18 protein-coding genes and 1 tRNA gene are annotated in these 23,647 nt (G+C 53.5%); 8 read left to right on the top strand and 11 right to left on the bottom strand.

Annotation, left to right across the window (positions count from 1 at the left end):
* Positions 1-91: 91 nt before the first annotated feature.
* From rpoD to LZP96_RS12810, 3 genes are all read left to right on the top strand, one after another.
* The gene (rpoD, locus tag LZP96_RS12820) at positions 92-1,990 is read left to right on the top strand and encodes an RNA polymerase sigma factor RpoD (protein WP_257789907.1); all 1,899 of its coding nucleotides are present in this window, start codon (positions 92-94) and stop codon (positions 1,988-1,990) included.
* A 162-nt stretch (positions 1,991-2,152) separates the two neighbouring features.
* Positions 2,153-3,202: a 7-bladed beta-propeller protein YncE gene (yncE, locus tag LZP96_RS12815; protein WP_064327470.1), complete on the top strand. Its 1,050-nt coding sequence runs from the start codon at positions 2,153-2,155 to the stop codon at positions 3,200-3,202.
* A 10-nt stretch (positions 3,203-3,212) separates the two neighbouring features.
* A complete protein-coding gene (locus LZP96_RS12810) occupies positions 3,213-5,210 on the top strand; it encodes a TonB-dependent receptor domain-containing protein (RefSeq protein WP_258926049.1) in 1,998 nt (665 codons plus the stop codon).
* Positions 5,211-5,240: 30 nt separating this feature from the next.
* Here the strand turns inward: LZP96_RS12810 and mug are convergent, their stop codons facing one another.
* On the bottom strand, positions 5,241-5,747 hold the full coding sequence (gene mug, locus LZP96_RS12805; protein WP_064327472.1) for a G/U mismatch-specific DNA glycosylase: 507 nt from the start codon (positions 5,745-5,747) through the stop codon (positions 5,241-5,243).
* Between the two features lie 125 nt (positions 5,748-5,872).
* Here mug and LZP96_RS12800 point away from each other — a divergent pair.
* Positions 5,873-5,948 (top strand) — tRNA-Ile (locus LZP96_RS12800).
* A gap of 99 nt (positions 5,949-6,047) precedes the next feature.
* On the opposite strand, the gene LZP96_RS12795 is transcribed toward LZP96_RS12800, so the two are convergent.
* Positions 6,048-8,264 (bottom strand): phosphoglycerol transferase I, encoded by a 2,217-nt coding sequence (locus LZP96_RS12795; protein WP_064327473.1) that lies wholly within the window; start codon positions 8,262-8,264, stop codon positions 6,048-6,050.
* A 451-nt stretch (positions 8,265-8,715) separates the two neighbouring features.
* Here LZP96_RS12795 and LZP96_RS12790 point away from each other — a divergent pair, with 451 nt between their 5' ends.
* Entirely contained in the window at positions 8,716-9,885 is a 1,170-nt protein-coding gene (locus LZP96_RS12790; protein ID WP_064327474.1) for a coiled-coil domain-containing protein, read from the top strand.
* Here LZP96_RS12790 and LZP96_RS12785 read toward each other — a convergent pair whose 3' ends face one another.
* Entirely contained in the window at positions 9,886-10,647 is a 762-nt protein-coding gene (locus tag LZP96_RS12785; RefSeq protein WP_258926048.1) for a siderophore-interacting protein, read from the bottom strand.
* Between the two features lie 236 nt (positions 10,648-10,883).
* Here LZP96_RS12785 and LZP96_RS12780 point away from each other — a divergent pair, with 236 nt between their 5' ends.
* The gene (locus LZP96_RS12780; RefSeq protein WP_064327476.1) at positions 10,884-11,450 is read left to right on the top strand and encodes a PadR family transcriptional regulator; all 567 of its coding nucleotides are present in this window, start codon (positions 10,884-10,886) and stop codon (positions 11,448-11,450) included.
* Here the strand turns inward: LZP96_RS12780 and LZP96_RS12775 are convergent.
* Both LZP96_RS12775 and LZP96_RS12770 read right to left on the bottom strand, forming a co-directional pair.
* Positions 11,447-13,006 carry a methyl-accepting chemotaxis protein gene (locus LZP96_RS12775; RefSeq protein ID WP_064327477.1) on the bottom strand — a complete coding sequence of 520 codons (1,560 nt, stop codon included), beginning with the start codon at positions 13,004-13,006 and terminating at the stop codon, positions 11,447-11,449. The genes LZP96_RS12780 and LZP96_RS12775 overlap by 4 nt on opposite strands.
* A 336-nt stretch (positions 13,007-13,342) precedes the next feature.
* The gene (locus LZP96_RS12770) at positions 13,343-14,863 is read right to left on the bottom strand and encodes a methyl-accepting chemotaxis protein (protein ID WP_258926047.1); all 1,521 of its coding nucleotides are present in this window, start codon (positions 14,861-14,863) and stop codon (positions 13,343-13,345) included.
* A 433-nt stretch (positions 14,864-15,296) separates the two neighbouring features.
* Between LZP96_RS12770 and ygjG the strand changes: the two genes are divergently transcribed.
* Positions 15,297-16,676, top strand: a complete 1,380-nt coding sequence (gene ygjG / locus LZP96_RS12765) for a putrescine aminotransferase (RefSeq protein ID WP_064327479.1) — start codon at positions 15,297-15,299, stop codon at positions 16,674-16,676.
* A gap of 77 nt (positions 16,677-16,753) precedes the next feature.
* Here ygjG and lsrG read toward each other — a convergent pair whose 3' ends face one another.
* The 6 genes from lsrG to lsrA are packed head-to-tail and all read right to left on the bottom strand — an operon-like array spanning position 16,754 to position 22,440.
* Positions 16,754-17,047, bottom strand: coding sequence for a (4S)-4-hydroxy-5-phosphonooxypentane-2,3-dione isomerase (gene lsrG / locus LZP96_RS12760; RefSeq protein WP_064327480.1), 294 nt, complete (start codon positions 17,045-17,047; stop codon positions 16,754-16,756).
* Positions 17,044-17,931: a 3-hydroxy-5-phosphonooxypentane-2,4-dione thiolase gene (gene lsrF, locus LZP96_RS12755; RefSeq protein WP_064327481.1), complete on the bottom strand. Its 888-nt coding sequence runs from the start codon at positions 17,929-17,931 to the stop codon at positions 17,044-17,046. The genes lsrG and lsrF overlap by 4 nt, the downstream gene beginning before the upstream one ends.
* Positions 17,932-17,942: 11 nt before the next feature.
* Complete coding sequence (lsrB, locus tag LZP96_RS12750) at positions 17,943-18,944, bottom strand: autoinducer 2 ABC transporter substrate-binding protein LsrB (RefSeq protein WP_064327482.1); 1,002 nt, start codon at positions 18,942-18,944, stop codon at positions 17,943-17,945.
* Positions 18,941-19,924: an autoinducer 2 ABC transporter permease LsrD gene (gene lsrD, locus LZP96_RS12745; protein ID WP_064327483.1), complete on the bottom strand. Its 984-nt coding sequence runs from the start codon at positions 19,922-19,924 to the stop codon at positions 18,941-18,943. Before lsrD ends, lsrB begins: the two co-directional genes overlap by 4 nt.
* The gene (gene lsrC / locus LZP96_RS12740) at positions 19,925-20,956 is read right to left on the bottom strand and encodes an autoinducer 2 ABC transporter permease LsrC (RefSeq protein ID WP_064327484.1); all 1,032 of its coding nucleotides are present in this window, start codon (positions 20,954-20,956) and stop codon (positions 19,925-19,927) included. It lies immediately after the preceding gene.
* Positions 20,953-22,440 carry an autoinducer 2 ABC transporter ATP-binding protein LsrA gene (gene lsrA, locus LZP96_RS12735; protein WP_064327485.1) on the bottom strand — a complete coding sequence of 496 codons (1,488 nt, stop codon included), beginning with the start codon at positions 22,438-22,440 and terminating at the stop codon, positions 20,953-20,955. The genes lsrC and lsrA overlap by 4 nt, the downstream gene beginning before the upstream one ends.
* 215 nt (positions 22,441-22,655) lie before the next feature.
* Between lsrA and lsrR the strand changes: the two genes are divergently transcribed.
* A complete protein-coding gene (gene lsrR, locus LZP96_RS12730) occupies positions 22,656-23,627 on the top strand; it encodes a transcriptional regulator LsrR (RefSeq protein ID WP_064327486.1) in 972 nt (323 codons plus the stop codon).
* Positions 23,628-23,647: the final 20 nt, after the last annotated feature.

Here is a 23,647-nt window from a genome sequence, read left to right as displayed (position 1 = left end):
TTAACGGCTTAAGTGCCGAATATCGATCGGGAAGCCCCCGGCAGCCGCACTGAGAGGCAGCGGCACTAATATAAGTACGCCCTCGCTTTAAATGTTGGTAGCAGCACCGCCGACACCAATCAAACGAAATAAGTGTGGATACCGTCTTATGGAGCAAAACCCGCAGTCACAGCTGAAACTTCTTGTCCAACGCGGTAAGGAGCAAGGCTATCTGACCTATGCCGAGGTCAATGACCATCTGCCGGAAGATATCGTCGATTCAGATCAAATCGAAGACATCATCCAAATGATCAATGACATGGGCATTCAGGTGATGGAAGAAGCACCGGATGCCGATGATCTGTTGCTGGCTGAAAACTCCAACAACACCGACGAAGATGCTGAAGAAGCTGCCGCACAGGTGCTTTCCAGCGTGGAATCCGAAATCGGACGAACCACTGACCCGGTTCGTATGTACATGCGCGAAATGGGTACCGTTGAACTGCTGACCCGCGAAGGCGAAATTGACATCGCGAAACGCATCGAAGACGGCATCAACCAGGTTCAGTGTTCCGTTGCTGAGTACCCTGAAGCCATTACCTATCTGCTTGAACAGTACGATCGCGTCGAGGCTGAAGAAGCCCGTCTGTCCGATCTGATCACTGGCTTTGTCGATCCAAACGCAGAAGAAGACCTGGCACCGACCGCTACCCACGTGGGTTCTGAACTGTCTCAGGAAGAGATAGCGGACGATGACGAAGAAGAAGAAGACGACGACGATAGCAGCGATGACGACAACAGCATCGACCCTGAGCTGGCTCGCGAGAAGTTTGCCGAACTGCGTACACAGTACGAACTGGCACGTGACACCATCAAAGCGAAAGGCCGTAGCCATGCCGCCGCTCAGGAACAGATCCTGAAGCTGTCTGAAGTCTTCAAACAGTTCCGTCTGGTGCCGAAGCAGTTCGACTACCTGGTAAACAGCATGCGCGTCATGATGGATCGCGTGCGCACCCAGGAACGCATCATCATGAAACTGTGCGTTGAGCAGTGCAAGATGCCGAAGAAAAACTTCATCACGCTCTTCACTGGCAACGAAACCAGCGAAACCTGGTTCAACGCCGCTATCGCCATGAACAAGCCGTGGTCTGAAAAGCTCCACGACGTGAAAGAAGACGTCTACCGTAGCCTGTCCAAGCTGCAGCAGATCGAAGAAGAGACCGGCCTGACCATCGAGCAGGTGAAGGACATCAACCGTCGTATGTCTATCGGTGAAGCGAAAGCCCGCCGTGCGAAGAAAGAGATGGTTGAAGCGAACTTGCGTCTGGTTATCTCTATCGCGAAAAAATACACCAACCGTGGCCTGCAGTTCCTGGACCTGATCCAGGAAGGCAACATCGGTCTGATGAAAGCGGTAGATAAGTTTGAATACCGCCGTGGTTACAAGTTCTCCACCTATGCAACCTGGTGGATCCGTCAGGCTATCACCCGCTCTATCGCGGATCAGGCACGCACCATCCGTATCCCGGTGCATATGATTGAGACGATCAACAAACTCAACCGTATCTCCCGCCAGATGCTGCAAGAGATGGGCCGTGAGCCAACGCCGGAAGAGCTGGCTGAACGCATGCTGATGCCGGAAGACAAGATCCGTAAAGTGCTGAAGATCGCCAAAGAGCCTATCTCCATGGAAACACCAATCGGTGATGATGAAGATTCACATCTGGGTGATTTCATCGAGGATACCACCCTCGAGCTGCCGCTGGACTCTGCCACTACCGAGAGCCTGCGTGCTGCCACACACGACGTGCTGGCTGGCCTGACCGCCCGTGAAGCAAAAGTCCTGCGTATGCGTTTCGGTATCGATATGAACACCGACCACACGCTGGAAGAAGTGGGTAAACAGTTCGACGTTACCCGCGAACGTATTCGTCAGATCGAAGCGAAGGCCCTGCGCAAACTGCGTCACCCTAGCCGCTCTGAAGTCCTGCGTAGCTTCCTGGACGATTAATCTGTCCTGCAGATGAAAAGCTCCCCTCGGGGAGCTTTTTTTTTGCCTGACCATCAGGAGGTACAAAAATTGGTAGGGGTCGCCGCATAAACATGCAATTGCAAATGATAGTTATTTTCATTATCATTTTTCTTTTCGTAAACTACTGTAAAGAAAAATTACATGTCTATCAATACATTGCAGAAAAAACTCTTTAGTGCGATTGCACTATCTCTGGTACTTCACGCTGGTTCACTCTTCGCTAAGGAATTTACTGAAGAGCCTTTCCCATCACAGCCGCTTGGCCCGGGTGTTTATGAACTGGCCTATGATGCCGGGCAAAACGCCCTCTATGTCGCCTCTGCGCCCTCTTTTGAGAAAGATAAACCCGCAGGCAACGTTTTCCTTCTCGCCGCTGACTCTCTCGCCATCAAAGATCGTATCACGACTCAACGTCGCCCCTTTTCTGTCGCGCTGGATGAACCCAATCATCTGTTGTTTTTAGGCAATGCCCTGGATGGCTCAATCACGGTGATGGATACGCGTACCAACAAAGAGGTGAAGACCATCCAGCTGTCGGACGCCAAAACCCGCGCTCATGTTCGTGAAGCGGTTTTGGATAAAAAGCATCAGCGCCTCTACGTCTCGGGTATCGCAAGTAAAGATGAAGGCGTGCTTTGGGTAATCGACACACAAAAACAAGAGTTGGTTCATACGCTTAAAAAGATGGACCCGGTCGGTTTTGCAGTCGATGAAGCGAGTGATAAGGTTTACGCCGTCACCGGCAAAGGCGAACTGATCACGCTGGACGGTAAAACGTCTCAGGAACTTTCCCGCGTAAAAGTCGATCCTCGCGAGCCTGAACATTACTTCCTCAACATCGCCCTTAACCCGGCCAAAAACGTAGGGTTTATCGCCGATACCAATACCGCCGATGTGCTGGTCGTTCAGCTCGACTCTGGCAAGCTCATCCATCGCATTCCGACGCCTAACGCCATTGCCGCGCTCTACAATCCGGCGCGCAACGAAGTGTACGTCACGCACCGTAACGCCCGTCAGATAAGCGTCATCGACGCCGACACCTATCGCGTAAAACACAGCGTAAAAACGGCGGCCATGCCAAACAGTATGGTGCTTTCGCCGGACAGCAAAACGCTCTACGTCAGCGTGAAGCAGGATGAAAAAGCCAATAAGGCTGATTACGTACTCAAACTCGATTTAACCCACTTCTGAGGAGAGCGTCGTGATTAACCAGACACGCATGGCGCTGGCGATTTCACTCGCCCTGACGTCCCTTCCTGCGGCCGTTTTTGCCGAAGAAACTACCCCCGCTAACGAAGATGAACTGGTGGTGACCGCCACCGGTTTCAGCCAGGAGCGCCGCGAAGCGCCTGCTACCATCTCCGTCATGGGTGAAAAAGAACTGAACACCCGATCGAACCAGAACGTCACCGAAGCGCTTCGCGAAATGCCTGGCGTCCTGGTCGGTAATGGTCACGGCAGCCTTGCCACGGGCGATGTGCAGATGCGCGGCATGGACTCCACCTATACCGCCTATATGGTTAACGGGATCAAACAGGCGACAAGGGAATCCCGCCCCTATGGTCATCATATCGGCACGGAAGCGGCCTTTATGCCGCCGCTTGCCGCCATCGAGCGCATCGAAGTGATCCGTGGCCCGATGTCCTCGCTCTATGGCTCGGACGCTATTGGTGGCGTGGTCAACGTCATCACCAAAAAAGCCTATAACCTCGATAAATGGACCGGCGTACTGGAGGATAACTATTTCCTGCAGGAGAAGAGCGAATACGGTAATACCAATCAGACGAATGCCTTTTTGATGGGACCGATCGTTCCGGGCAAGCTGGGCGTTAGCCTGGCAGCGGACTATCTCGATCGTCGGGACGACGACAGCCCACAGGACGAGCGCTTTGTGAAGCATCAGGCAGGTAACCTGGATGCGACCATTAATATGTCGCCGACCGATACCGAGCTGTGGGATCTGAACGTGGTTAAAGGGCATCAGGTTAAATCTCACAACGATAAAGCCTGGCAATGGGACTTCGATCGCGACGCCGCGTCGCTCTCTCAGCACGCCTGGTACGGCGACGATCTGCTGGAGGTGAAGAACTTTATCAGCTATGAAAACGCCAAAACGGAATACCGCGTGCCGGGCATGAGTTCACAGTTTATCAAGCAGCGTAACTATGAGGCCAACAGTGCGAACACCTTTACGCTGGGCGATCATAAGCTGACGCTGGGGGCTAACTTCACCCGTAACGAACTGAATGACACCTTCGGCATCGCAGACAAGGAAGTACCGGGCGTAGAGCCGGTCAGCAAAATCACCCGCAACGGCTGGGCGATTTTCGCTGAAGATGCGTGGATGATAGTCCCGGACTTTACTCTGACCACCTCGGCACGTCTGAATCACGACAGCTACTTTGGCTACCACGTCACGCCGAAGCTTTACGGTAACTGGACGCTGGATGAGAACTGGGCGCTGAAAGGCGGTGTGTCGGCAGGCTATAAAAAGCCGGATCTGCGTCAGAATAATGAAGGTTTCACCAGCGTTTATGGGTCCTATCCTTATTCCTTCATTGGGATCGGCAACGATGACCTGAAACCGGAGAAGAGCGTTAACACCGAACTGGGTGTCTACTGGCAGCAGGACGCGCTGGCGCTGGACGCCACGGTCTTCTTCACCAAATTTAAAGATAAAATCAGTGACTACACGATCTGTACCGCAACAGCCACACAGAAGTGCGTTTACAACGGGTATCAAGCGGAAGAGGTTTCACAGTATTTCAACGTCAGCGATGCGGAAATCTATGGTCTGGAGCTGAACGGTGACTGGCAGGTGACAGCCGCCCTGAAAGCAAATGCGAACTACACCTATACCCACAGCGAGCAGAAAAGCGGACAGTATCAAGGCTATGCGCTGAACGATTTCCCAACCAGTATGGCTAACCTGTCCCTGACCTGGAACGCGCAAAACGATCTTGAACTGTGGACGAAAGCAAGCTGGCGCAGTAACTCACCGGATATCGGTAAATCGAGTTCTACCGAGGCCTACGCGCTGGTTGATTTAGGGGCGCGTTACCATTTGAACAAGAACATCACGTTGATGGCGGGTATCTATAACCTGTTTGACGTGAATCCGATCTACACCACCACCTCTAACCAGTCAGCCATGCTGGAAGGACGCCGCTATAATATGGGCGCACGCTTCGAGTTCTGACAGTGCTGCCGGAGCCGCTGGCTCCGGCAGTTATAATCCCCGCACGATAAGCGCTTCATCCAGTTCCCGATACGCTTCGACCAGCTTATCCAGCGACGCCCTGTTCAGTCCGCTCGGATTCGGCAATACCCAGACCTGGGTCACGCCAATGGAAATACTCTGTTTGCCCCACTGTGCCCCGCGCTGGCTAAACGCCTGCTCGTAGGCCTGCTTTCCCAGGATCGCCAGCGCAGCAGGCTGATAATCCTCTATTTTCTTGACCAGCTCCCGCCCGCCGCTACGCAGCTCGTGCAGGTTCACCTCGCTCGCCTGCACCGTAGGCCGCTCGACCAGCATCGTGATCCCACAGCGCGTATCCAGCAGATGCTGCTCTTCTTCCGGCTTCAGTAGTCGGTCGGTAAACCCCGCCTGATGAATCACTTTCCAGAAGCGATTTCCCGGATGCGCGAAGTGAAAACCCGTGTGTGCCGAGGACTTGCCCGGGTTGATACCGCAAAACACCACCCGCAGGCCAGGGGCCAAAATATCGTTAATCATCCTTACTCCCGATCAATGCATCATCATACAAGTATAAAGGATTGATTATGCATTGTTTATAAAAACAGCAGGCAGGTGCGAATGGCTGGATTGCTGAGGGGAGTTACTCTATAATTCACCGCCACGGCCCCTTAGCTCAGTGGTTAGAGCAGGCGACTCATAATCGCTTGGTCGCTGGTTCAAGTCCAGCAGGGGCCACCAAATTTTAGCTTTAAAATCATATAATTAAGCCACTCTAGCGAGTGGCTTTTTTGTTGGTCTTGTGCGGTTAAGATTAGCAGGCGTTGGCTAGTGTGAAGGTTATTTGCACTCGCTGAAAATAGTGCAAAGCGGGTAAAGTTTAAGGTCGTCCTTCGAAACAAAAATATCCAGTGGTTTTTCAGGCACACCGATGATGGACTGGGTTTCGTTTTTGCCATAGAGACCCGTTACCTGTTGTCTGGAAGCCAGGTTGCTGGCTGCATCAGAACGTAACACTTGATTGATCGACGGCCTGACTTCATAGGGAATACAAAACGCTGAATCATTGGATGCGAAGAGCAGACGCCTACCCTCTTCATGCAGACGTTGGTTCACCATTTTCAGGTCAATCTGTTGGTTGTTACAAGTATCAAAGCCGAATTGATGATTTTTTTCCAGGCGGCCATTATAAATGGAGAAAAAATTCATGCCGCGTGGCATTTCAAACGTTTGAAAACCATCATTGATACCCGTCTCAACATTCAGAGGACCTGAAGATATTGAAATAAAGTCCTTCGTATATAAAGGCGACCCGGTATGAATAACATGACGATTAACTACACCACTATCCCTAATCTCATATTGAGTTGTCTCCTGTTTGGTTAATTCATAACCGCAAAGTCCCTTTTTATTTTCTGATGTCATGGAACAGTCATTAATGTAAAATAGCGTATCTCCTTCCTTAATGAGTTTTTGAGCATTTAGCGCAAAAGCTTCGAAGTAAACACTCTTGATATTCTTATTTTTATCCGCAATTCCATAGAGAGGGATTCGATATTGCTGCTGACCAATAGTTAACGAATCACCGTTGTACCTCATTGGATCTTTTAGCGATGGAAAGCTCCAGAGAGATGATGCAAACCCCAGGTAATTACTGATATTTTTACTTTCATGCCATGCACTCAATATATCACTTTTGGTAGTACTCAGCAGACTGTGGCCAAATCCAAAGTCAGGATTGCTGGCAGATGAGACATCCAGAATAGTTGGCCAAACATCTAATAAGGTACCTGGTTTAACAATCTGTTGTGCCTTCAAACCCTTTTTAATGATAATAAAATTATTTCGTCGTGCATCCTGAATTTTATCTAAGTTATCACTAGCCGAATTTGCCATCATTAAATGATCTGACACAAGGACGATTATAGTATTATCAAAATAGGCAGAATCAATAATTTTATTAATAAGTCGTCCTAATAAAAAATCAGAGCAACTGACTGATTTCAGCATAGGATTATCAATATTGTCAGGGATATTCCCGTCACAAACGGATAAGTAGGTACCTGCAGGTGGATGAGTATTAACTGTTAAAAATGAGAGCAGAAAGTTTTTTCGACTATTCGAAAGACGCTCAAACTCACTGTAGACGTGATCTATCAACTTATCGTCATGAACCCCCCAGCCACTAACTTCCCCTTCGCTCAATAAGTTATTATCCAAAAAATAATTTTTGTCATGCTGGTATAGCCATCCATGCTGGGAAAAGAATTTGTCGCCACCGGCAAATTCTTTGTCACTACCTCGTACGAATTCCGTAGCATAACCCGCTTTTTGTAAATGCGTTGCGATACAATCGGCACCAGCCAGGAAGTGTGACATATTGCTCGCACTATTACCCTGAGGAAGAACTAATGGAACAGCACACTGGGTATTAACCATCCCGGCCATGGTCCACCCCATGCCAGGAATTTGTTCAATATTTGTAAAATCAAGATAGTTATCGGCAATACGGCTTATATGAGGAATATAGTTCACGCCGTTTATATTTCTTAAAGTCCTTTCGAGACTTTCTGCATAGATAAATACATAGTTATATTTATGATCAATTCTGTAATCTACACCATTGTATTTCTCGGCCACCTCGAAGCCTTTCCCGAACGAATCATCCGGAAAAGAATTATATACATTTTTTAATGCACGCGACTGACTAACAGCCACCAAACAAATTACAACAAAGAGGCCATTGAAAATTATGGCTTTTTTTGCGGAAATTTTTTTCCTGAATTTAAATGCGCCCACTAAGATAAGTAAACAGAGGGAAATAAAAGACAACGCTGCATAAACCTTTGGCAGAATATCGTCGACTGATGCCCCATGAATATCGCTCTTTAAATGATAATAAACTGCGTCTGTCACACCATTTCCGGTGAACATATTACAAACAAACCAGAAAGCGAACATTAATATATAAATCACAACGATTAACGCTTTAGTGCGTATAAGTGATGCGTTTGCAAATGTGAATGCCACTAACAGTATTAAAAATAAATAATCCATGGTGATATTTTAAGAGGAGGAGAATACTGGATTATAACTTCTTTCATAAAAAATGGTAGTAGGGTCTAAACACAGTGAGATTGCAGTTCAGGGGCCATGAATCTTTCATTCTTACATGGAGGAACCATTTCGAGTCATAAAATATCAAAAAATTACCTATCTCTAGTAAAAACAATAGGTTATCCACTATTTAAAATTCCATCGTTAACTCATACCGCTTTCCGGGCCATCAGTAATGATTTCTTCGACACGTTTATCGTGAGTCTACTCAACTCAATAAAGGATACTCCCCATTATCGATCTCCCATCAGATCCCCCAATCCTCCTCACAAACCATAAAAACTAAAGAAATCATCCGTCGCGCCGATCATCATCCGTGTGTATTATTTCCTGTAGCTGTGACCACAACTATCCTTAACTCAAATACTTAAGCGCCAAAGCGAAAGGCATCATGAGCACACCGATCAAACGGCTAGAAATCATTAAAAATGCCATTGAGCTGGAAGATGACGACATCATTCTGAGCCAACTGGCACGGCTGAAAAGTGAAGCGTTTGACGAAGAGCTACAGGCGATCGTCTCCGCGCTTGAGAATAAAAATTACACCGTGGCGATGGCGGCGATAACGCAATGGTTGCAAAGCCAACGGGCTATCACCCAGTGGCGCGATCCGCAGGTGGCCGCCAGCAAGCTGGAACTGAAAGCGCTGGAAGAGCGCCTGCGAGACCTTATCGATCGCCGCAATGCCCGCGTGCAGCAGCTGGATGAATTTAACGATCTCTATTTCTCACGCCTGGGCCCGCTGATGCAGCAAATCCTGTCGCTGCGAAAGACCCTCGCGGAACTCAATCTGCGCCGCCAGCAGGCGGAGTTTCGTCGCAGACAAGAGGATTATCGCCGCTGTCAGCACTATATGGCGCAGGCGGTAGAGGTGCTTGCGACGCTCACCCAGCGCTGGCGCGATCTGCCCGCCGATTCGGTACAGGCCAGCGACGCGCGTAAGCATTTACAGCAGCAAAGCGATCTTATTGCCAATCTGCTGAACGAAGCGCAGGAGCTGGAAACGGGCCTGACGCGGGAAGAAGAGCCGGCGCGACAGGCCCGGGATGAGGCAAACGAAGAGTACGAAAAGTATCGTGAGCAGCACCACGATGCTGAAATACGGCTGCGTAAAGGGAAAGATCTTTCTGAAGAAGATCAAAACGAGCTGAAACGGCTCTGGCGGCAGGCAAGTAAACTCTGTCACCCGGATCTGGTCGCTGACGATCTGAAAGAAGAGGCCAATGCCATGATGGTCCAGCTCAATCAGGCTAAGCAACGCGGTGACGTAAAAGCGATTCGTTCCCTGGTCGCACGCCTGCAACAAGGATTCGAGCCCTTGATGGCCAGCGACAGATTGAACGATCTAGAGCGCATCCGTAAAAAAATGACGCAGGTGCGCGAGCAAATCGACACGCTGGTCAATGAACTGGCCGAGCTGGAAAAAGAGGAGTCGTGGCTTCTTGTCTCCTCACTGAGCAATATGGAAAGCTATTTCGCCCAGCAGGAGAAAGCGTTGCACGACGTGCGCGCCTCGCTTGAACATCAGGTGAACGAGGCGCAGCTGGATACCGCCGCGTAGCTATTTAGCGTGCCAGTATGCGCTGGCACGCACCAGCTGTTGATCAATCGCCTCAGTGTCGAACTGGCGGCTCAGCCGTTTCACCACTTTTCCTTCCCCGGTCAGCCAGATGAAATAATCATTCTCTGGCACCGTCAGTGAAGCCAGATGATCGGCGATCGCCTGTTCGTCATGCCCCGGTATCCAGGTGATGTTGAAATCAAGATCGGCCAGATACACCTGATAAGCGGCATCCCCAACGGTGACCACGGCATGAATCTCCGGGCGAACCGGCAATCGGGCAATGGCTTCGAGCCGACGACGCAGCGCGGGCATGCCGGACTCATCGCACACGTAGAGTTGCCAGGCATAATCCTCCGGTACTACCAGCGAACCGCGCGGTCCTCCGATAGTGAGCGTATCCCCCTCTTTTGCCTGCACGGCCCAGTCGCTTGCGATACCGCCATCGTGCACAAAGAAATCAAGCATCAGCTCATGGCGTCCTTCGTCATACAGCGGCGTATAGTCGCGGGCCTGCGGGCGCACGCCCTCTCCCCAGTCGATACCCTCCTCCGTGACGACCGGTGGCACAAAGGCCGTGCCGGGGGCCGGGAAAAACACTTTGCTGTGATCATCAAATCCTTTTGAGCTAAAGCCTTCCAGTGCTTCGCCGCCCAGGACAATACGCTGAAAACCAGCGCTCACGCGCTCGACGCGGAGCACGGTCAGCTCGCGAAAGCGCAGTTCATTACGAACACGTTGTGGATAGCGGGTAGATGTCATGTCATTGCCTTCATGAATGTGATTACGATATATCTAAAATTGGTTCAAATGATAATGATTGCTATCCACGAAGAATGCAAGAATTTTTTTGATATAGAAAATGCGGCGTAAACCGGGTGGCAGAAAACAACCAAAAACCCTCTAATATTAATAATTTATAAATTTACTGGCCATGCTTGTTGCACATTTATCATTTTTAGATATAAATTAGATATATCAAATTAAGGAGAGACAACATGCGACATTCACACGACGGTTTTGAGCGCGGTCACCACCACCACGGACGTGGTGGCGAGCACCACCAACGCGGCGGTGAGCACCACGGCGGCGGCGGGCGTCGTCAGCGCTTCTTTGGGCACGGGGAGTTACGCCTGGTGATCCTGGAGATTCTCACCCGCAATGCGAGCCACGGCTATGAACTTATCAAGGAGATCGAAACCCTGACGCAGGGTAATTACACCCCCAGCCCGGGCGTGATTTACCCTACCCTCGATTTCCTGCAGGATCAGCAGTTCATCACTATCTCTGAAGAGGAAAACGGGCGGAAGAAAATTGCCATTACCGTCGCCGGACAGCACTGGCTGGACGAAAACCAGGAACATCTGGAGCACATACAGGAACGCGTGAAAGCGCGCTGCGTGGGCTTTCAGTTGCGGAAAAACCCGCAGATGAAGCGGGCATTAGATAACTTTAAAGCCGTACTGGATCTCAAAGTGAACCAGGAAGGGCTAAGCGATGCACAGCTTAAACAGATTATCGGCATTATTGACCGTGCATCGCTGGACATAACGCAGCTGGATTAAGCCAGCGCCTCCTCGCGCACGCGGAATACTTTTACCAGCTCTTTCAGGTGCAGGGCCTGATCGTTCAGGGAAGCCGCCGCCGCAACAGACTCTTCCACCAGCGCGGAGTTTTGTTGCGTGGTGGAGTCAATCAGGCCAATAGCGCTGTTGATCTGCGAGATACCCTCGGTCTGCTCATGGCTGGCCTGGCGGATTTCGCGCAGGATCATATCCATCCCTTCCACGTTGCCGACCATGCCATTAATCAGGCCGCTGGCCTTTTCCACCAGGTTCATACCGTCCTGAGTCTGGCTGGTCGAGCTTTCGATAAGCTGGCGTATTTCACTCGCCGATGACGCGCTTTTTTGCGCCAGTTGACGCACTTCTCCGGCCACAACCGCAAAGCCGCGTCCATGCTCACCCGCGCGCGCCGCTTCGACGGCCGCATTCAGCGCAAGAATGTTGGTCTGGAACGCAATCGCATCAATCAGGTTGATGATGTCAGACATCCGGTTGGAGGTGTCATTAATCAGGCGCATTTTTTGCGTGACCTGCTTCATCATCTCACCGTTGTTTTTCACCACGGTCGCGGCATCTGCGGAAAGAGTTGTTGCTTCACCGGTATGAGCCGCGGTGTTTTTGACCGTCGCGGTGATCTGTTCCATGGAGGCGGCCGTCTGCTCAACGGAGCTGGCCTGCTCTTCGGTTCGGGCTGCCAGATCCTGGTTTCCTGCCACAATCTGCGCCGCCGCGCTGGAGATGTTTTCCGAACCGGTTTGCACCTGCTGGACGATCGTCAGGAGCCGGGTTTTCATCTCCATCAGGGCATGCAGTAACTGGCCCGTTTCATCACCGGAGCGCGCAGATATCGTGCGGGTTAAATCGCCTTCGGCAATGGCTTCTGCGAACGTGACCGCCTCGCCGAGCGGGCGAGTGATTGATCGCACAATAAACCAGCCCATCGCACTACCGGCGATAACGCTTATCAACGTCAGCGCGAGAAGCATCAGACGGTTGGTGGTGAAATCGCCTTCCACCTGTTTACCGGCGCTTTTCATCTCATTATTTTGCACCGCGATCAGCTCCTGCACTTTGGCTTTATAGGCCCGCTGCAGGGTGACGGTGTGGGTCATCATCTCCTCAATCGCCCCGGCACGATCGTTGTTTTGCACGGACTGTAAAATGCGATAACGGGAGTCAAGGTACTGCTGGCGCACCTCGCCAATGCCAGCCAGAATGCGTTGCGATTCTGCATCCTTCAGGGCTGCATTCAAATCCTTCAGTATCAGCGTAATCTGCCCGCTAATGGCTTTCAGGCGCTGCTGTGATTCCCCCGCATAGGTGCCTTTTTCATCCAGCAGCATGAGCTGTTGAGTGCTAACAAATTCCTGAAAATTATCGATGAGCTGGTTAGCTTTAACCGTTGTGGGATAGACAGTGGAGATAATAGATTGCATTCCGTTATTAGCTCGATTGAGACTCATCAGCGACAGGCTCGCGCTCACGATCATCAAGACAATAAAGAACCCGAAAGCCAAAAATAACTTTGTGCCGATCTTAACGTTACGTAAGAACATATATACTCCATCAATGGGATTATTCCTCAACGTTCAGTTTTATCGGTCACTTCTCCGCTAACTTTATGACTTTGATCGTTTTTATATTTCATAACTGTCGATATGGATAGGCAGGGACTATTAATTATTGATAATCGATCGTTATACAACCACCGGAACGGATTATTTTTAAATATCAGCCCGCAGCCAGATTCTCTGCAGGAAAAATAAATGAACGGTATTATTTAGTTACTTAATATTATTTTAACAAAAAAGTCACAAATAAGCCCAAGGACGCTGAACAAAAAAGCCGCTTATTTCTGGCGAAATAAACGGCTTTACTGGAACGGGTTGAGTTTAATGGAGCACGGTTACCGCATCTTCAAGGCGACCCGCACGATGCTTCACCATTGCCGAGACGCGGGCGCTTTCTTCAACCAGATCGGCGTTTTTCTGCGTAATGCCATCCAGCTCGGCGACGGCACGGGTAAGATCGTTAAGACCCGTCGCCTGCTCAGACGTGGAGTGGCTGATCTGCGCAATCAGGCTGGTGACGTTTTGCACCTGCGTCACAATGTCGTCCATCGTCCGCCCTGCTGCGTGAACCTGGTCGGCGCCCGATTGCACTTTATTCGCACTGGCATCAATCAGCTTGCGAATATCATTGGCCGCATTGGCGCTCCGGCTGGCCAGATGTCGAACTTCGCCCGCCACCACCGCAAAGCCTTTTCCCTGCTCGCCGGCACGCGCCGCTTCTACCGCCGCGTTCAGCGCCAGAATATTGGTCTGGAAGGCAATATCGTTAATCAGTTTGGTAATGGAGCCGATGCGCTGGGTACTGTCGGCAATTTCATCCATTGTCTTCACCACGGTTTGCATCGCATTCCCGCCCTGCGTTGCCGCACCGCTGGCCGCCATCGAGAGCTTATCCGCCGCCGCCGCGGTTTCAGAGTTGCTCTGGACCGATGCCGCCATCTGGTTCATGGTGGTCACCGTCTGCTGGACGTTGGCAACCGTCTGTCGGGTACGATCGTTCAAATCGTCGTTGCCTTTTGCCAGACGATCGCTGCCGTCGCGCACGCTCACCACCTGGCTTGAAACATCATTTATCAGCCAGCGACACATCAACCCCAGCTGCCCCACTGCCCGCAGGGTCAGCCCCAGCTCATCGCTGCGGTTAAGATGTTCCACGCTGTTGCGCTCGCCGGTCGCCACTTTCAGCGCCTGACGGGCCACGTTCTCTACAGGACGCACGATTTGCTGCTCAAACACCATCGTGCCCAGGATCGTCACCAGCGCACTGGCCGCCACCGCCAGCAGCCCGCCCTGGCTTGCCACCAGCGTGGCGGCCAGTACGGCAAATAATCCTGCCATCACGCAGCGCACGCGCCAGCGTAGCGGCATGGCGGGTAATTTACCCAGCCAGCCTTTGCGCACCACTAATCCTTTATGGATTCGCTTGCTGGATCGGCCTTCGTTGAGGGCTTGATAAAGCGGCTCAACCGCGGCAATTTCTTCTCTCGTGGCGTGCGTACGAATCGACATATAGCCCGTCACTTCCCCACCGCGTACCATCGGCACCGCATTCGCACGCACCCAGTAGTGGTCACCATTTTTGCGGCGATTTTTAACAATACCGCTCCACGGCTCACCCTGTTTGAGCGTATACCACATATCCGCAAACGCGGCTTTCGGCATATCAGGATGGCGGACCAGATTGTGAGGTTGCCCCAGCAATTCATGAAGCTGATAGCCGCTCACCTGCACAAAGGTGTCATTGGTATGGGTCATATGACTGTGCAGATCGGTGGTGGACATTAACGTGGTGTCGTCGTTCAGCGGATATTCATTCTGGCTGACGTAGGGTTGAGAAAACATGATGGGCATCCCTTGCAGGTTATTCGATTGTTAAATTTGTGGATTAATCTCTTTTCGGCGGTAAAGAATTTATCTTTAGTTGTTAAAACCGATCGAGATCGCATATTTAAGCTAAACCGCACTTTTTGTATGCTTTCTTAATTGATTGATTTTGAATACTTTCATAAAGAAATTACCTACAAAGGAGGATAGGTTAACGATGGCTACATTCTCCGACATGCACCTGCGTGGTGCAATTGCCCTGAAAGGGGTCTTGCTCTTTCACAAAAGCGCAGCGGGACACCAGGCTCCCCCGCCTCCGGCATGATTAAATATTGCGCAATATTATTTTCACCTGGCGTTTATCCCGATTTTCGTAAAGCCCCCGGAAGTGGCGTAATCCCTGCAATACTTAACGCAGTATCATGTGATACGCGATCCTCCGGAGCTTATTTTGAACAGGTTACCTTCCAGCGCCTCGGCTCTTGCCTGTACCGCGCACGCACTGAATCTCATTGAGAAGCAAACGCTTGATCATGAGGAGATGAAACAACTTAACCGAGAGGTGATTGATTACTTCAAAGAGCATGTGAATCCGGGATTTTTAGAGTATCGAAAATCTGTTACCGCTGGCGGGGATTACGGAGCCGTAGAGTGGCAGGCGGGCAGTCTGAATACGCTTGTCGACACCCAGGGACAGGAATTTATAGATTGCCTGGGGGGTTTTGGCATTTTCAACGTGGGGCACCGTAATCCAGTTGTGGTTTCCGCCGTACAGAATCAACTCGCAAAACAACCGCTTCACAGCCAGGAATTACTCGACCCGCTTCGCGCGATGCTCGCGAAAACGCTGGCCGCATTAACGCCTGGTAAACTGAAATACAGCTTCTTTAGCAACAGCGGCACAGAGTCAGTGGAAGCGGCGCTTAAGCTCGCTAAGGCCTATCAGTCGCCGCGCGGAAAGTTCACCTTTATCGCCACTACCGGCGCTTTCCATGGCAAATCGCTCGGCGCTTTGTCTGCCACCGCCAAATCAACCTTCCGCAACCCCTTTATGCCGCTGCTGCCGGGCTTTCGTCATGTGGCGTTTGGCGACATTGATGCCATGCGGACCCAGCTCACCGACTGCCGGAAAACCGGAGATGATGTGGCGGCGGTGATTCTGGAGCCCATCCAGGGTGAAGGCGGCGTGATCCTGCCGCCGCCGGGCTATCTGCCTGCGGTTCGCCAGCTGTGCGATGAGTTTGGCGCACTGCTGATCCTGGATGAAGTGCAAACCGGAATGGGACGCACGGGCAAGATGTTTGCCTGCGAACACGAAAATGTTCAGCCGGACATCCTCTGCCTTGCCAAAGCGCTCGGCGGCGGGGTGATGCCGATTGGGGCGACGGTCGCAACCGAAGAGGTCTTCTCGGTGCTGTTTGACAACCCCTTCCTGCATACCACCACCTTCGGCGGCAACCCGCTCTCCTGCGCCGCCGCGCTGGCGACCATCAACGTTCTGCTGGAACAGAACCTGCCTGCCCAGGCAGAGCAGAAAGGCGATATGCTGCTGGATGGATTCCTGCAACTGGGTCGTGAATACCCGGATCTGGTGCAGGATGCACGGGGAAAAGGGATGTTAATGGCGATTGAGTTTGTCGATAACGAAACCGGTTATACCTTTGCGAGCGAAATGTTCCGCCAGCGGGTATTGGTCGCCGGAACGCTGAATAATTCCAAAACGATCCGGATTGAGCCGCCGCTTACGCTGACGATAGAGCAGTGCGAGCAGGTGCTGAAAGCGGCCCGCAAGGCGCTGGCCGCCATGCGGGTGAGTGTGGAAGAAGCGTGATACGCCTCCCCCTCCGGCGGGAGGGGGACGTTACGCCGCCAGGCTTATCCGCCTGCGTGGTCACCGTGGGCGCTGCTCTACTCCGGCAACAACCCGATAAAGCAGCGCTTCTTGCGCGGCTCCGACATAAGCGCCTCAAGCTTGTCCACGCACGCCAGATAGTGGGGCGTTTGCTTGTGCGCCATTACGGCCTCTTCGTCTTTGTAGGCTTCGTAGATATAGAATCGGGTTTTCACCCGCGGGTCCTGCAAGACGTCAAAACGCAGGTTTCCCGGCTCCTTTATGGCCCCTTCGTGGTTGGCGCGAAACACCTCCAGAAACTCATCCACGCGCTCGGGTTTGATATTTATTTCCACTAACGTCACGTTCATTTTGCCTCTCCCTGTTTTTCGTCCTGCCAGAACTGGAACGCCTCACGGGCGCTCAGGTTCTCATGGACCACTTTTTTCACCGCTTTGAGCATGGCGAGCGGCGCGCTGGACTGGAAAATATTACGCCCCATGTCCACGCCTGATGCCCCTTGATCGATCGCGCGGAAGCACATCTCCAGCGCCTCAAGCTCCGGCAGCTTTTTGCCTCCGGCGATGACAATCGGCACCGGACAACTGGCGGTGACTTTTTCGAACCCCTCCTCCACAAAATAGGTTTTCACAAACTGGGCGCCCATCTCTGCGGCAATGCGGCTGGCCAGCGAGAAATAACGCGCATCCCGCGCCATCTCTTTGCCCACGCCGGTAACGGCAAGCGTGGGGATCCCGTAGCGGTTTCCCGCATCCACCAGCTTGATAATGTTATTGATCGACTGGTGTTCAAATTCGCTGCCAATGTAAACCTGCGCCGCCACGGCACAGACGTTCAGGCGCAGCGCATCTTCCATCGCCACGGCCACGCACTCGTTCGACAGCTCGCCTAAAATCGAGTTGCCGCCCGAGGCGCGCAGCACTACCGGCTTGTTGGTGGCTGCCGGTACCTGGCTTCGCAGGATGCCGCGGGTACACATCAGCACGTCGGTTTCGGCAAACAGCGGGGCAATCGACAGATCGATGCGTTCAAGCCCGGTGGTCGGGCCCTGAAAATATCCATGGTCGAAGGCCAGCATCACCGTACGGTTGCTTTTTGGATTGAAAATACGCGCCAGTCGGGACTGCATCCCCCAGTCCAGCGCGCCACAGCCCTTAAGGGTATAGGGTACGTTGACCTGCGGTGTGCCAATGCCAAAATCTTTGCCGTCTTTGATGTCGTCTAAATCAGCCATTTTCTCCCCCGTCAGAAATCGTATTTACCGATGTTCTCTTTGGTGAACACCACGCGCTCCGGCAGCAACACAATGCCGTTACCCTTCGCTTCATACTGGTAGCCCTGCACGCTGTTCGGCTCGACCTTCAGCGTACCGAGACCTTTTACGTCCAGGCTGTCGCCCACGTTAAGATCGCCTTTTTTCAACAAACGATCGGCGACATTGACCGCAATTTTGCCCTGTTGCACCACATCCCACAGGCCAAAGGCTTTTACCGTGCCGCGCTCAACGTACGGACGCATTACGTTAGGCGTGCTGAATCCAACGATCGCCACCCCTTCTCGCTTCAGGTTTTCCGCTGCCTGCGCGGCTGCCGGCAGCGCGTTGGCATCCGGGGCGATGATCGCATCCAGATCCGGATAGGCCTTTAAGATCCCTTCGGCGGTTTGCAGCGATTTAGTGGCGTCGTTATAGCCAAACTGCGTGGTGACGACCTGCCACTGCGGGTGATCTTTCTCGATTTTGGCTTTGGCCTCTTTCACCCACTGGTTCTGGTCGGTGACGGTGGGGCTGGAGTAGAAGAACGCGACTTTGGCATTGGGTTTGGTGACCTGCTTTCCGGCCATCTCCACCAGCAGGCCGCCGAGTTGCTCTGGCGTGCCCTGATTAATATAGATACTGCGGCATTCCGGTTTGGTGTCAGAGTCCCAGGTCAGTACCTTAACGCCCCGCTGCATGGCCCGCTTGAGCGCCGGACAAAGGCCGTCAGGCGATACCGCCGAGACGATAATGGCGTTATAGCCCTGGTTGACGAAGTTATTGATAAGCTGCACCTGCCCGGAGACGCTAGGCTCGGTCGGGCCATCGTAAGTCACATCAACGCCCAGGTCTTTGCCCGCCTCCTTCGCGCCGTTGCCGCCGCTGGTGAAAAAGCCCACGCCCACCAGTTTCGGGATAAAAGCAATGCGATCGGCGGCCTGTGCTGCCGCCACGCTGAGCGCCAGACACATGACTATCAGTTTTATTTTCATCTTAAGCTCCGGGTATGTTTTGTGAAGAAAGTACGCACCCACTCTCGGTGCAAGCTCAGCGAACGTCCCATCACCACCACCACCAGCAGCGCCCCTGACAGCGCGCTCGACACCTGGTTGGGGATGCCGACCATCTGTAACCCCTGTTGCAGATACCCCACCAGCAGCGCCGCCAGTGCTGTACCCAGTACGGAACCCGAGCCGCCATAGATATTGGCCCCGCCCAGTACGGCAGCGGTCAGCGCGGGCATTAAAAGATCGCGGCCTAAATCGGAACGCGCCGAGCCGAAATAGGAGACCATCACCAGCGCCGCCATCGCCGATGCCACGCCCACCAGCCCATAGAGCACGTAAGGCATGCCGTTGACCGACAGCGCGGCGTAGCGCGCCGCGCGCGGGTTTTGCCCCATCAGGAAGAGATGGCGGCCGAAGCGCCCACGATGGGTAATCAGCCAGAAGAAGAGCGTCACCACTGCAAACAGCACCAGCGGGATCGGCAAACCAAAGAGCGTGAGATTCGCGAACGCGGTGAAGCTGTCCGGTAAGCCGCCGATCCCTTCGTAACCCGTCGCCCCCGCCATGCCAGAAAGCAGCAGCGCACCGCCGCCGTAGAGATAGAGCGTGCCGAGGGTGATGACCAGCGGGCTGATGCCGGTGTAGTGGATAAGCGCGGCGTTGAATAAGCCGCACAGCAGCCCAAGCAGAAGCGTAAGCGGGATCGCCATCCACATCGGCAGGCCGAACTGCGTCATGACCCCGAGAGCAATGGCGCACAGCCCCACGGTAGAACCCAGCGAAATATCGATCCCGCCACTGATGATCACCAGCGTCAGCGGCAGCGCGACAATGCCGATGCAGATAAAATCGCTGGTGCTAAAAAGCAGCATGTTGATATCCAGCATGCGCGGATTGAGGAGGCCGAACAGCAGGATTTCCAGCACCAGTAAAATCAGTAACGTGAATGCCCAGTTAAGCTTCATTTACGCCACCTCTTTTTTGCGTTTTGGAAACGGGGTAACGTGCTTTCCCCCTCTGTTTCCCGGCTGGAAACGACTGTATTTCAGCGCCCGCTGATGACGCGTCAGCGCCTGACGCAGCCGTCCGTCGAGCACCAGCACGCCCAGCAGCACCAGTCCGGCAATAAAGTCGTTCCACCAGGCGGGCAGGCGGAACAGCACCAGCACGGTATCGATTTGCGTCAGGAAGAAGGCGCCGAGAAACGCGCCAACCAGCGTTCCGGTTCCACCCAGCAGAGAGATACCGCCCAGCACGCAGGCGGCGATGGCTTTCATCTCCAGCCCGCTGCCGGTCTGGTTGGGCACAAAGCCAATCTGCGAGGCGAAGACGATCCCTGCACAGGCCGCCAGCATGCCGTTGAGGGTAAAGGCGATCATCCGCGTACGGTTCACCGCCACGCCCAGCTGTCGGGCAGCAGCAAGGTTATCCCCAACGGCATAAAAATCGCGGCCAAAGGCGGTGCGCGAGAAAATCCAGGCGCTTACGCCCGCCAGGATCAGCACCAGAAAACCGAGCGGTGAAACACCGATAAGTACAGGTTCGGACAGCGTCTTCAGCGCCGGTGGCAGCCCTTCTATCCATTTCCCGCCGGTCCATAACAGCATCCCGCCGCGATAAAGCCCGAGCGTGCCCAGTGTGGCAACTATCGCCGGAATACGCAGCCCTACCACCAGCAGGCCGTTAAACGCCCCCGCCAGCGCGCCGATGGTCAACGCGAAGAGCATCGCAACCGGCAGACTGTAGCCATTATTCAGCGCCACGCCGACCGCAATGGCGCAAAGCCCGACGGTGGACCCAACGGAAACGTCGATATTGCGGGTGAGCATCACCAGCGTCGCCCCCAGCGCCAGCAGGATCAGAATTTGCGAACTGGCGAAGATCATCCCCAGCGTCTGAAAGCTGAGATAAGCAGGGTTGAGCGCAATCAGAACGCCAAACAGCGCCATAATCGCGAGAAAAGCGCTCAGTTCACGGTTTTTGAGTAGCGTTTTCATGCTTGTCCTCCGAAGGCCAGGGCCATCATGCGATCCAGGCTCACCGCCTGCCCCGGCAGTTCCCCGCTCAGTACCCCCTGATGCATGACCAGTACGCGATCGGCCAGCCCTGGAAATTCATCAAGATCGCTTGAGATCATCAGTACCGCCACGTTCTGGGCGGCCACGCTTTTGATCAACTGATAGATATCAGCCCGGGCGGAGACATCCACCCCGCGCGTGGGCTCATCCACAATCAGCAGCAATGGGTTCGCCTCCAGGCAGCGCGCCAGCAGGACCTTCTGCTGATTGCCACCGGAAAGCGTGCGGACGAGCTGGTCAGGATGGGTCAGTTTGATCCCCAACGCCCGGTGATAACGCTCCACCACGGCGGCTTCGCGCTGCGGCTGTTGCCAGAGGGAAGGCTCGTTGAGCGCGACGGTGTTCCAGCGCACGGGCGCATCAAGAAACAGGCCTGAGACCTGTCGATCCTCCGGCAGATACACCAGCCCTTTTTCCAGACGGGTCTGCACCGTTTCCCCACCTATATCCTGATTTTCCAGCCAGATCCGCCCCCCGCGCACCGGACGCAGGCCGTAGAGGGTCTCGGCAAACTCGGTGCGCCCGGATCCCACCAGCCCGGCCAGCCCGACGATCTCCCCCGCGTAGATCGTCATATTCAGATCGATAAAGCCTTCACCGGTCAGATCCTCAACCCGCAAAACCGGAAAATCCTGCGCCTGCGTCCGGCGATTACCGGGCAGCGCCAGCCACAGTTTTTGTGTATCGCTCAGCCCCTGCTCACGGCTTACGGGCGTCATCGCCGCTATTAACGCCGCGTCATCGAAATGGGCCGTTTCCCCGGTCAGGGCGATGGCGCCGTCGCGCATCACCGAGACATGGCTGGCCAGTTGGCGGATTTCCGGCAGCTTATGCGAGATAAAAACAATACCGACCCCCAGCGCCTGCAAGGCGCGGATCTGGCGAAAGAGCCGTTCGGTTTCACCGGGAGTGAGCGATGCGGTTGGTTCATCCAGGATCAGGATCGTCGCATTGCGCATTAAGCCACGGAGGATCTCGACCATCTGTTGATCCGCCACCTCCAGCGTACTGGCGGCCGCATCCAGATTGAGCTGACACTGCAGCTGCTGGAGTTTGTCATCGAGGCGTTGATGAAGATCGTTCTCCCGCGGCAGGCGGAAAAGGATATTTTCGCGCACGGTCAGATTGGGAAATAACAACGATTCCTGCGGAACCAGGTAGATACCTAGCTGATGAGCCTGGCCGGGTTTAAGGCGCGCAAAAGGCTTTCCTGCCACACAAAGTTCACCCTTATCGGGCGTCTCTACCCCTGCGATGATTTTCATTAACGTTGATTTTCCGGCCCCGTTCCCGCCCATCAGGGCATGCACCTGACCGGAAAGCAGCGTGAAATCAATGCCTTTAAGTACCGGCACCCCGGAGAATGCTTTATGGATACCGCACGCCTCAATCAGAACTGTCATCATCGCTCCGCTATTGAACAAATGATTTTTAGATTTAATAATGTTCAAAAGCGTAGACGGTGAACTATATTTACAACCGTGCAGGGATCACAGTTTTATCGATTTAGATCCAGATATAACCAAAAGAATCTAAAAGATCCGTTTTGTCGCGTGGCTCACAGTTTCCCTTCGCGTCATCACGAACATATGTTCTAAATTTTTATAAGAGTTCAAACATGAGCGATAAACGCATTGCTGAAGAAGGACGGTTTGCCGGGCTGGCGCTGGCGGAAGAGGAACTGGTCGCTCGCGTCGCCTGGTGTTACTACCACGATGGGCTGACCCAGAACGACATTGGCGAGCGCCTTGGCCTGCCGCGCCTGAAAATCTCCCGGCTTCTGGAAAAAGGCCGGCAGTCCGGCGTGATTCGCGTGCAGATCAACTCCCGCTACGAGGGGTGTCTGGCGCTGGAGACCGAGTTACAGCAACGGTTTGGGCTGAAGCTGGCACGCGTCCTGCCCGCGCTGAATACGCCCCCGATGAACGTCCGGCTGGGCATTGGCGCCGCGCAGTCGCTGATGGGGGTACTGGAGCCAGGCCAGCTGCTGGCGGTGGGGTTTGGTGAAACCACCATGAGCTGTTTGCAGCATTTGAGCGGATTTATCAGCTCTCAGCAGGTACGTCTGGTCACCCTGTCCGGCGGTGTCGGTCCTTATATGACCGGGATTGGACAACTGGATGCGGCGTGTCGCGTCAGCATGATCCCCGCGCCGCTTCGGGTTTCATCGGCGGAAGTCGCCGGGATCCTGCGTCGTGAAACCAGCGTGCGGGATGTGATCCTCGCAGCGACCGCCGCCGACGTGGCGGTCGTCGGGATTGGCGCGGTGAATCAGCATCGCGATGCCACTATCCTGCGTTCAGGGTACATCAGTGAAGGTGAACAGCTCATGTATGCGCGAAAAGGCGCCGTGGGCGATATTCTCGGCTACTTCCTCAACGCCGCAGGTGAACGGGTTGAGGATCTGGACATCCATCAGGAGTTACTGGGCGTGACGCTCGACGAACTGGCGCAGTTGCCCACCATCGTTGGCGTCGCCGGTGGAGAAGAGAAAGCAGAGGCAATATATGCCGCACTGAAAGGTCGCCGTATCAATGGCCTGGTGACGGAAGAGACGACAGCCCGCGCGGTGCTGGCTCTGGCGAACTGAGAGCCCCTTACCCCGCGCTA

The organism is Huaxiibacter chinensis (assembly GCF_022171985.1).
GTDB classification, from domain to species: Bacteria; Pseudomonadota; Gammaproteobacteria; order Enterobacterales; family Enterobacteriaceae; genus Enterobacter; species Enterobacter chinensis_A.
This window is presented reverse-complemented; position numbering and strand designations above follow the sequence as displayed.

Bases quoted from the DNA above. Each gene is read 5' to 3' on its own strand.
- lsrG (WP_064327480.1), bottom strand. From the start codon at position 17,047: ATGAACGTGACGTTAGTGGAAATAAATATCAAACCCGAGCGCGTGGAT.
- LZP96_RS12770 (WP_258926047.1), bottom strand. From the start codon at position 14,863: ATGTTTTCTCAACCCTACGTCAGCCAGAATGAATATCCGCTGAACGAC.
- rpoD (WP_257789907.1), top strand. From the start codon at position 92: ATGTTGGTAGCAGCACCGCCGACACCAATCAAACGAAATAAGTGTGGA.
- yncE (WP_064327470.1), top strand. From the start codon at position 2,153: ATGTCTATCAATACATTGCAGAAAAAACTCTTTAGTGCGATTGCACTA.
- lsrC (WP_064327484.1), bottom strand. From the start codon at position 20,956: ATGAAAACGCTACTCAAAAACCGTGAACTGAGCGCTTTTCTCGCGATT.
- lsrA (WP_064327485.1), bottom strand. From the start codon at position 22,440: ATGACAGTTCTGATTGAGGCGTGCGGTATCCATAAAGCATTCTCCGGG.
- lsrR (WP_064327486.1), top strand. From the start codon at position 22,656: ATGAGCGATAAACGCATTGCTGAAGAAGGACGGTTTGCCGGGCTGGCG.
- LZP96_RS12785 (WP_258926048.1), bottom strand. From the start codon at position 10,647: ATGACATCTACCCGCTATCCACAACGTGTTCGTAATGAACTGCGCTTT.
- lsrD (WP_064327483.1), bottom strand. From the start codon at position 19,924: ATGAAGCTTAACTGGGCATTCACGTTACTGATTTTACTGGTGCTGGAA.
- lsrF (WP_064327481.1), bottom strand. From the start codon at position 17,931: ATGGCTGATTTAGACGACATCAAAGACGGCAAAGATTTTGGCATTGGC.
- LZP96_RS12780 (WP_064327476.1), top strand. From the start codon at position 10,884: ATGCGACATTCACACGACGGTTTTGAGCGCGGTCACCACCACCACGGA.
- LZP96_RS12775 (WP_064327477.1), bottom strand. From the start codon at position 13,006: ATGTTCTTACGTAACGTTAAGATCGGCACAAAGTTATTTTTGGCTTTC.
- LZP96_RS12790 (WP_064327474.1), top strand. From the start codon at position 8,716: ATGAGCACACCGATCAAACGGCTAGAAATCATTAAAAATGCCATTGAG.
- LZP96_RS12795 (WP_064327473.1), bottom strand. From the start codon at position 8,264: ATGGATTATTTATTTTTAATACTGTTAGTGGCATTCACATTTGCAAAC.
- mug (WP_064327472.1), bottom strand. From the start codon at position 5,747: ATGATTAACGATATTTTGGCCCCTGGCCTGCGGGTGGTGTTTTGCGGT.
- lsrB (WP_064327482.1), bottom strand. From the start codon at position 18,944: ATGAAAATAAAACTGATAGTCATGTGTCTGGCGCTCAGCGTGGCGGCA.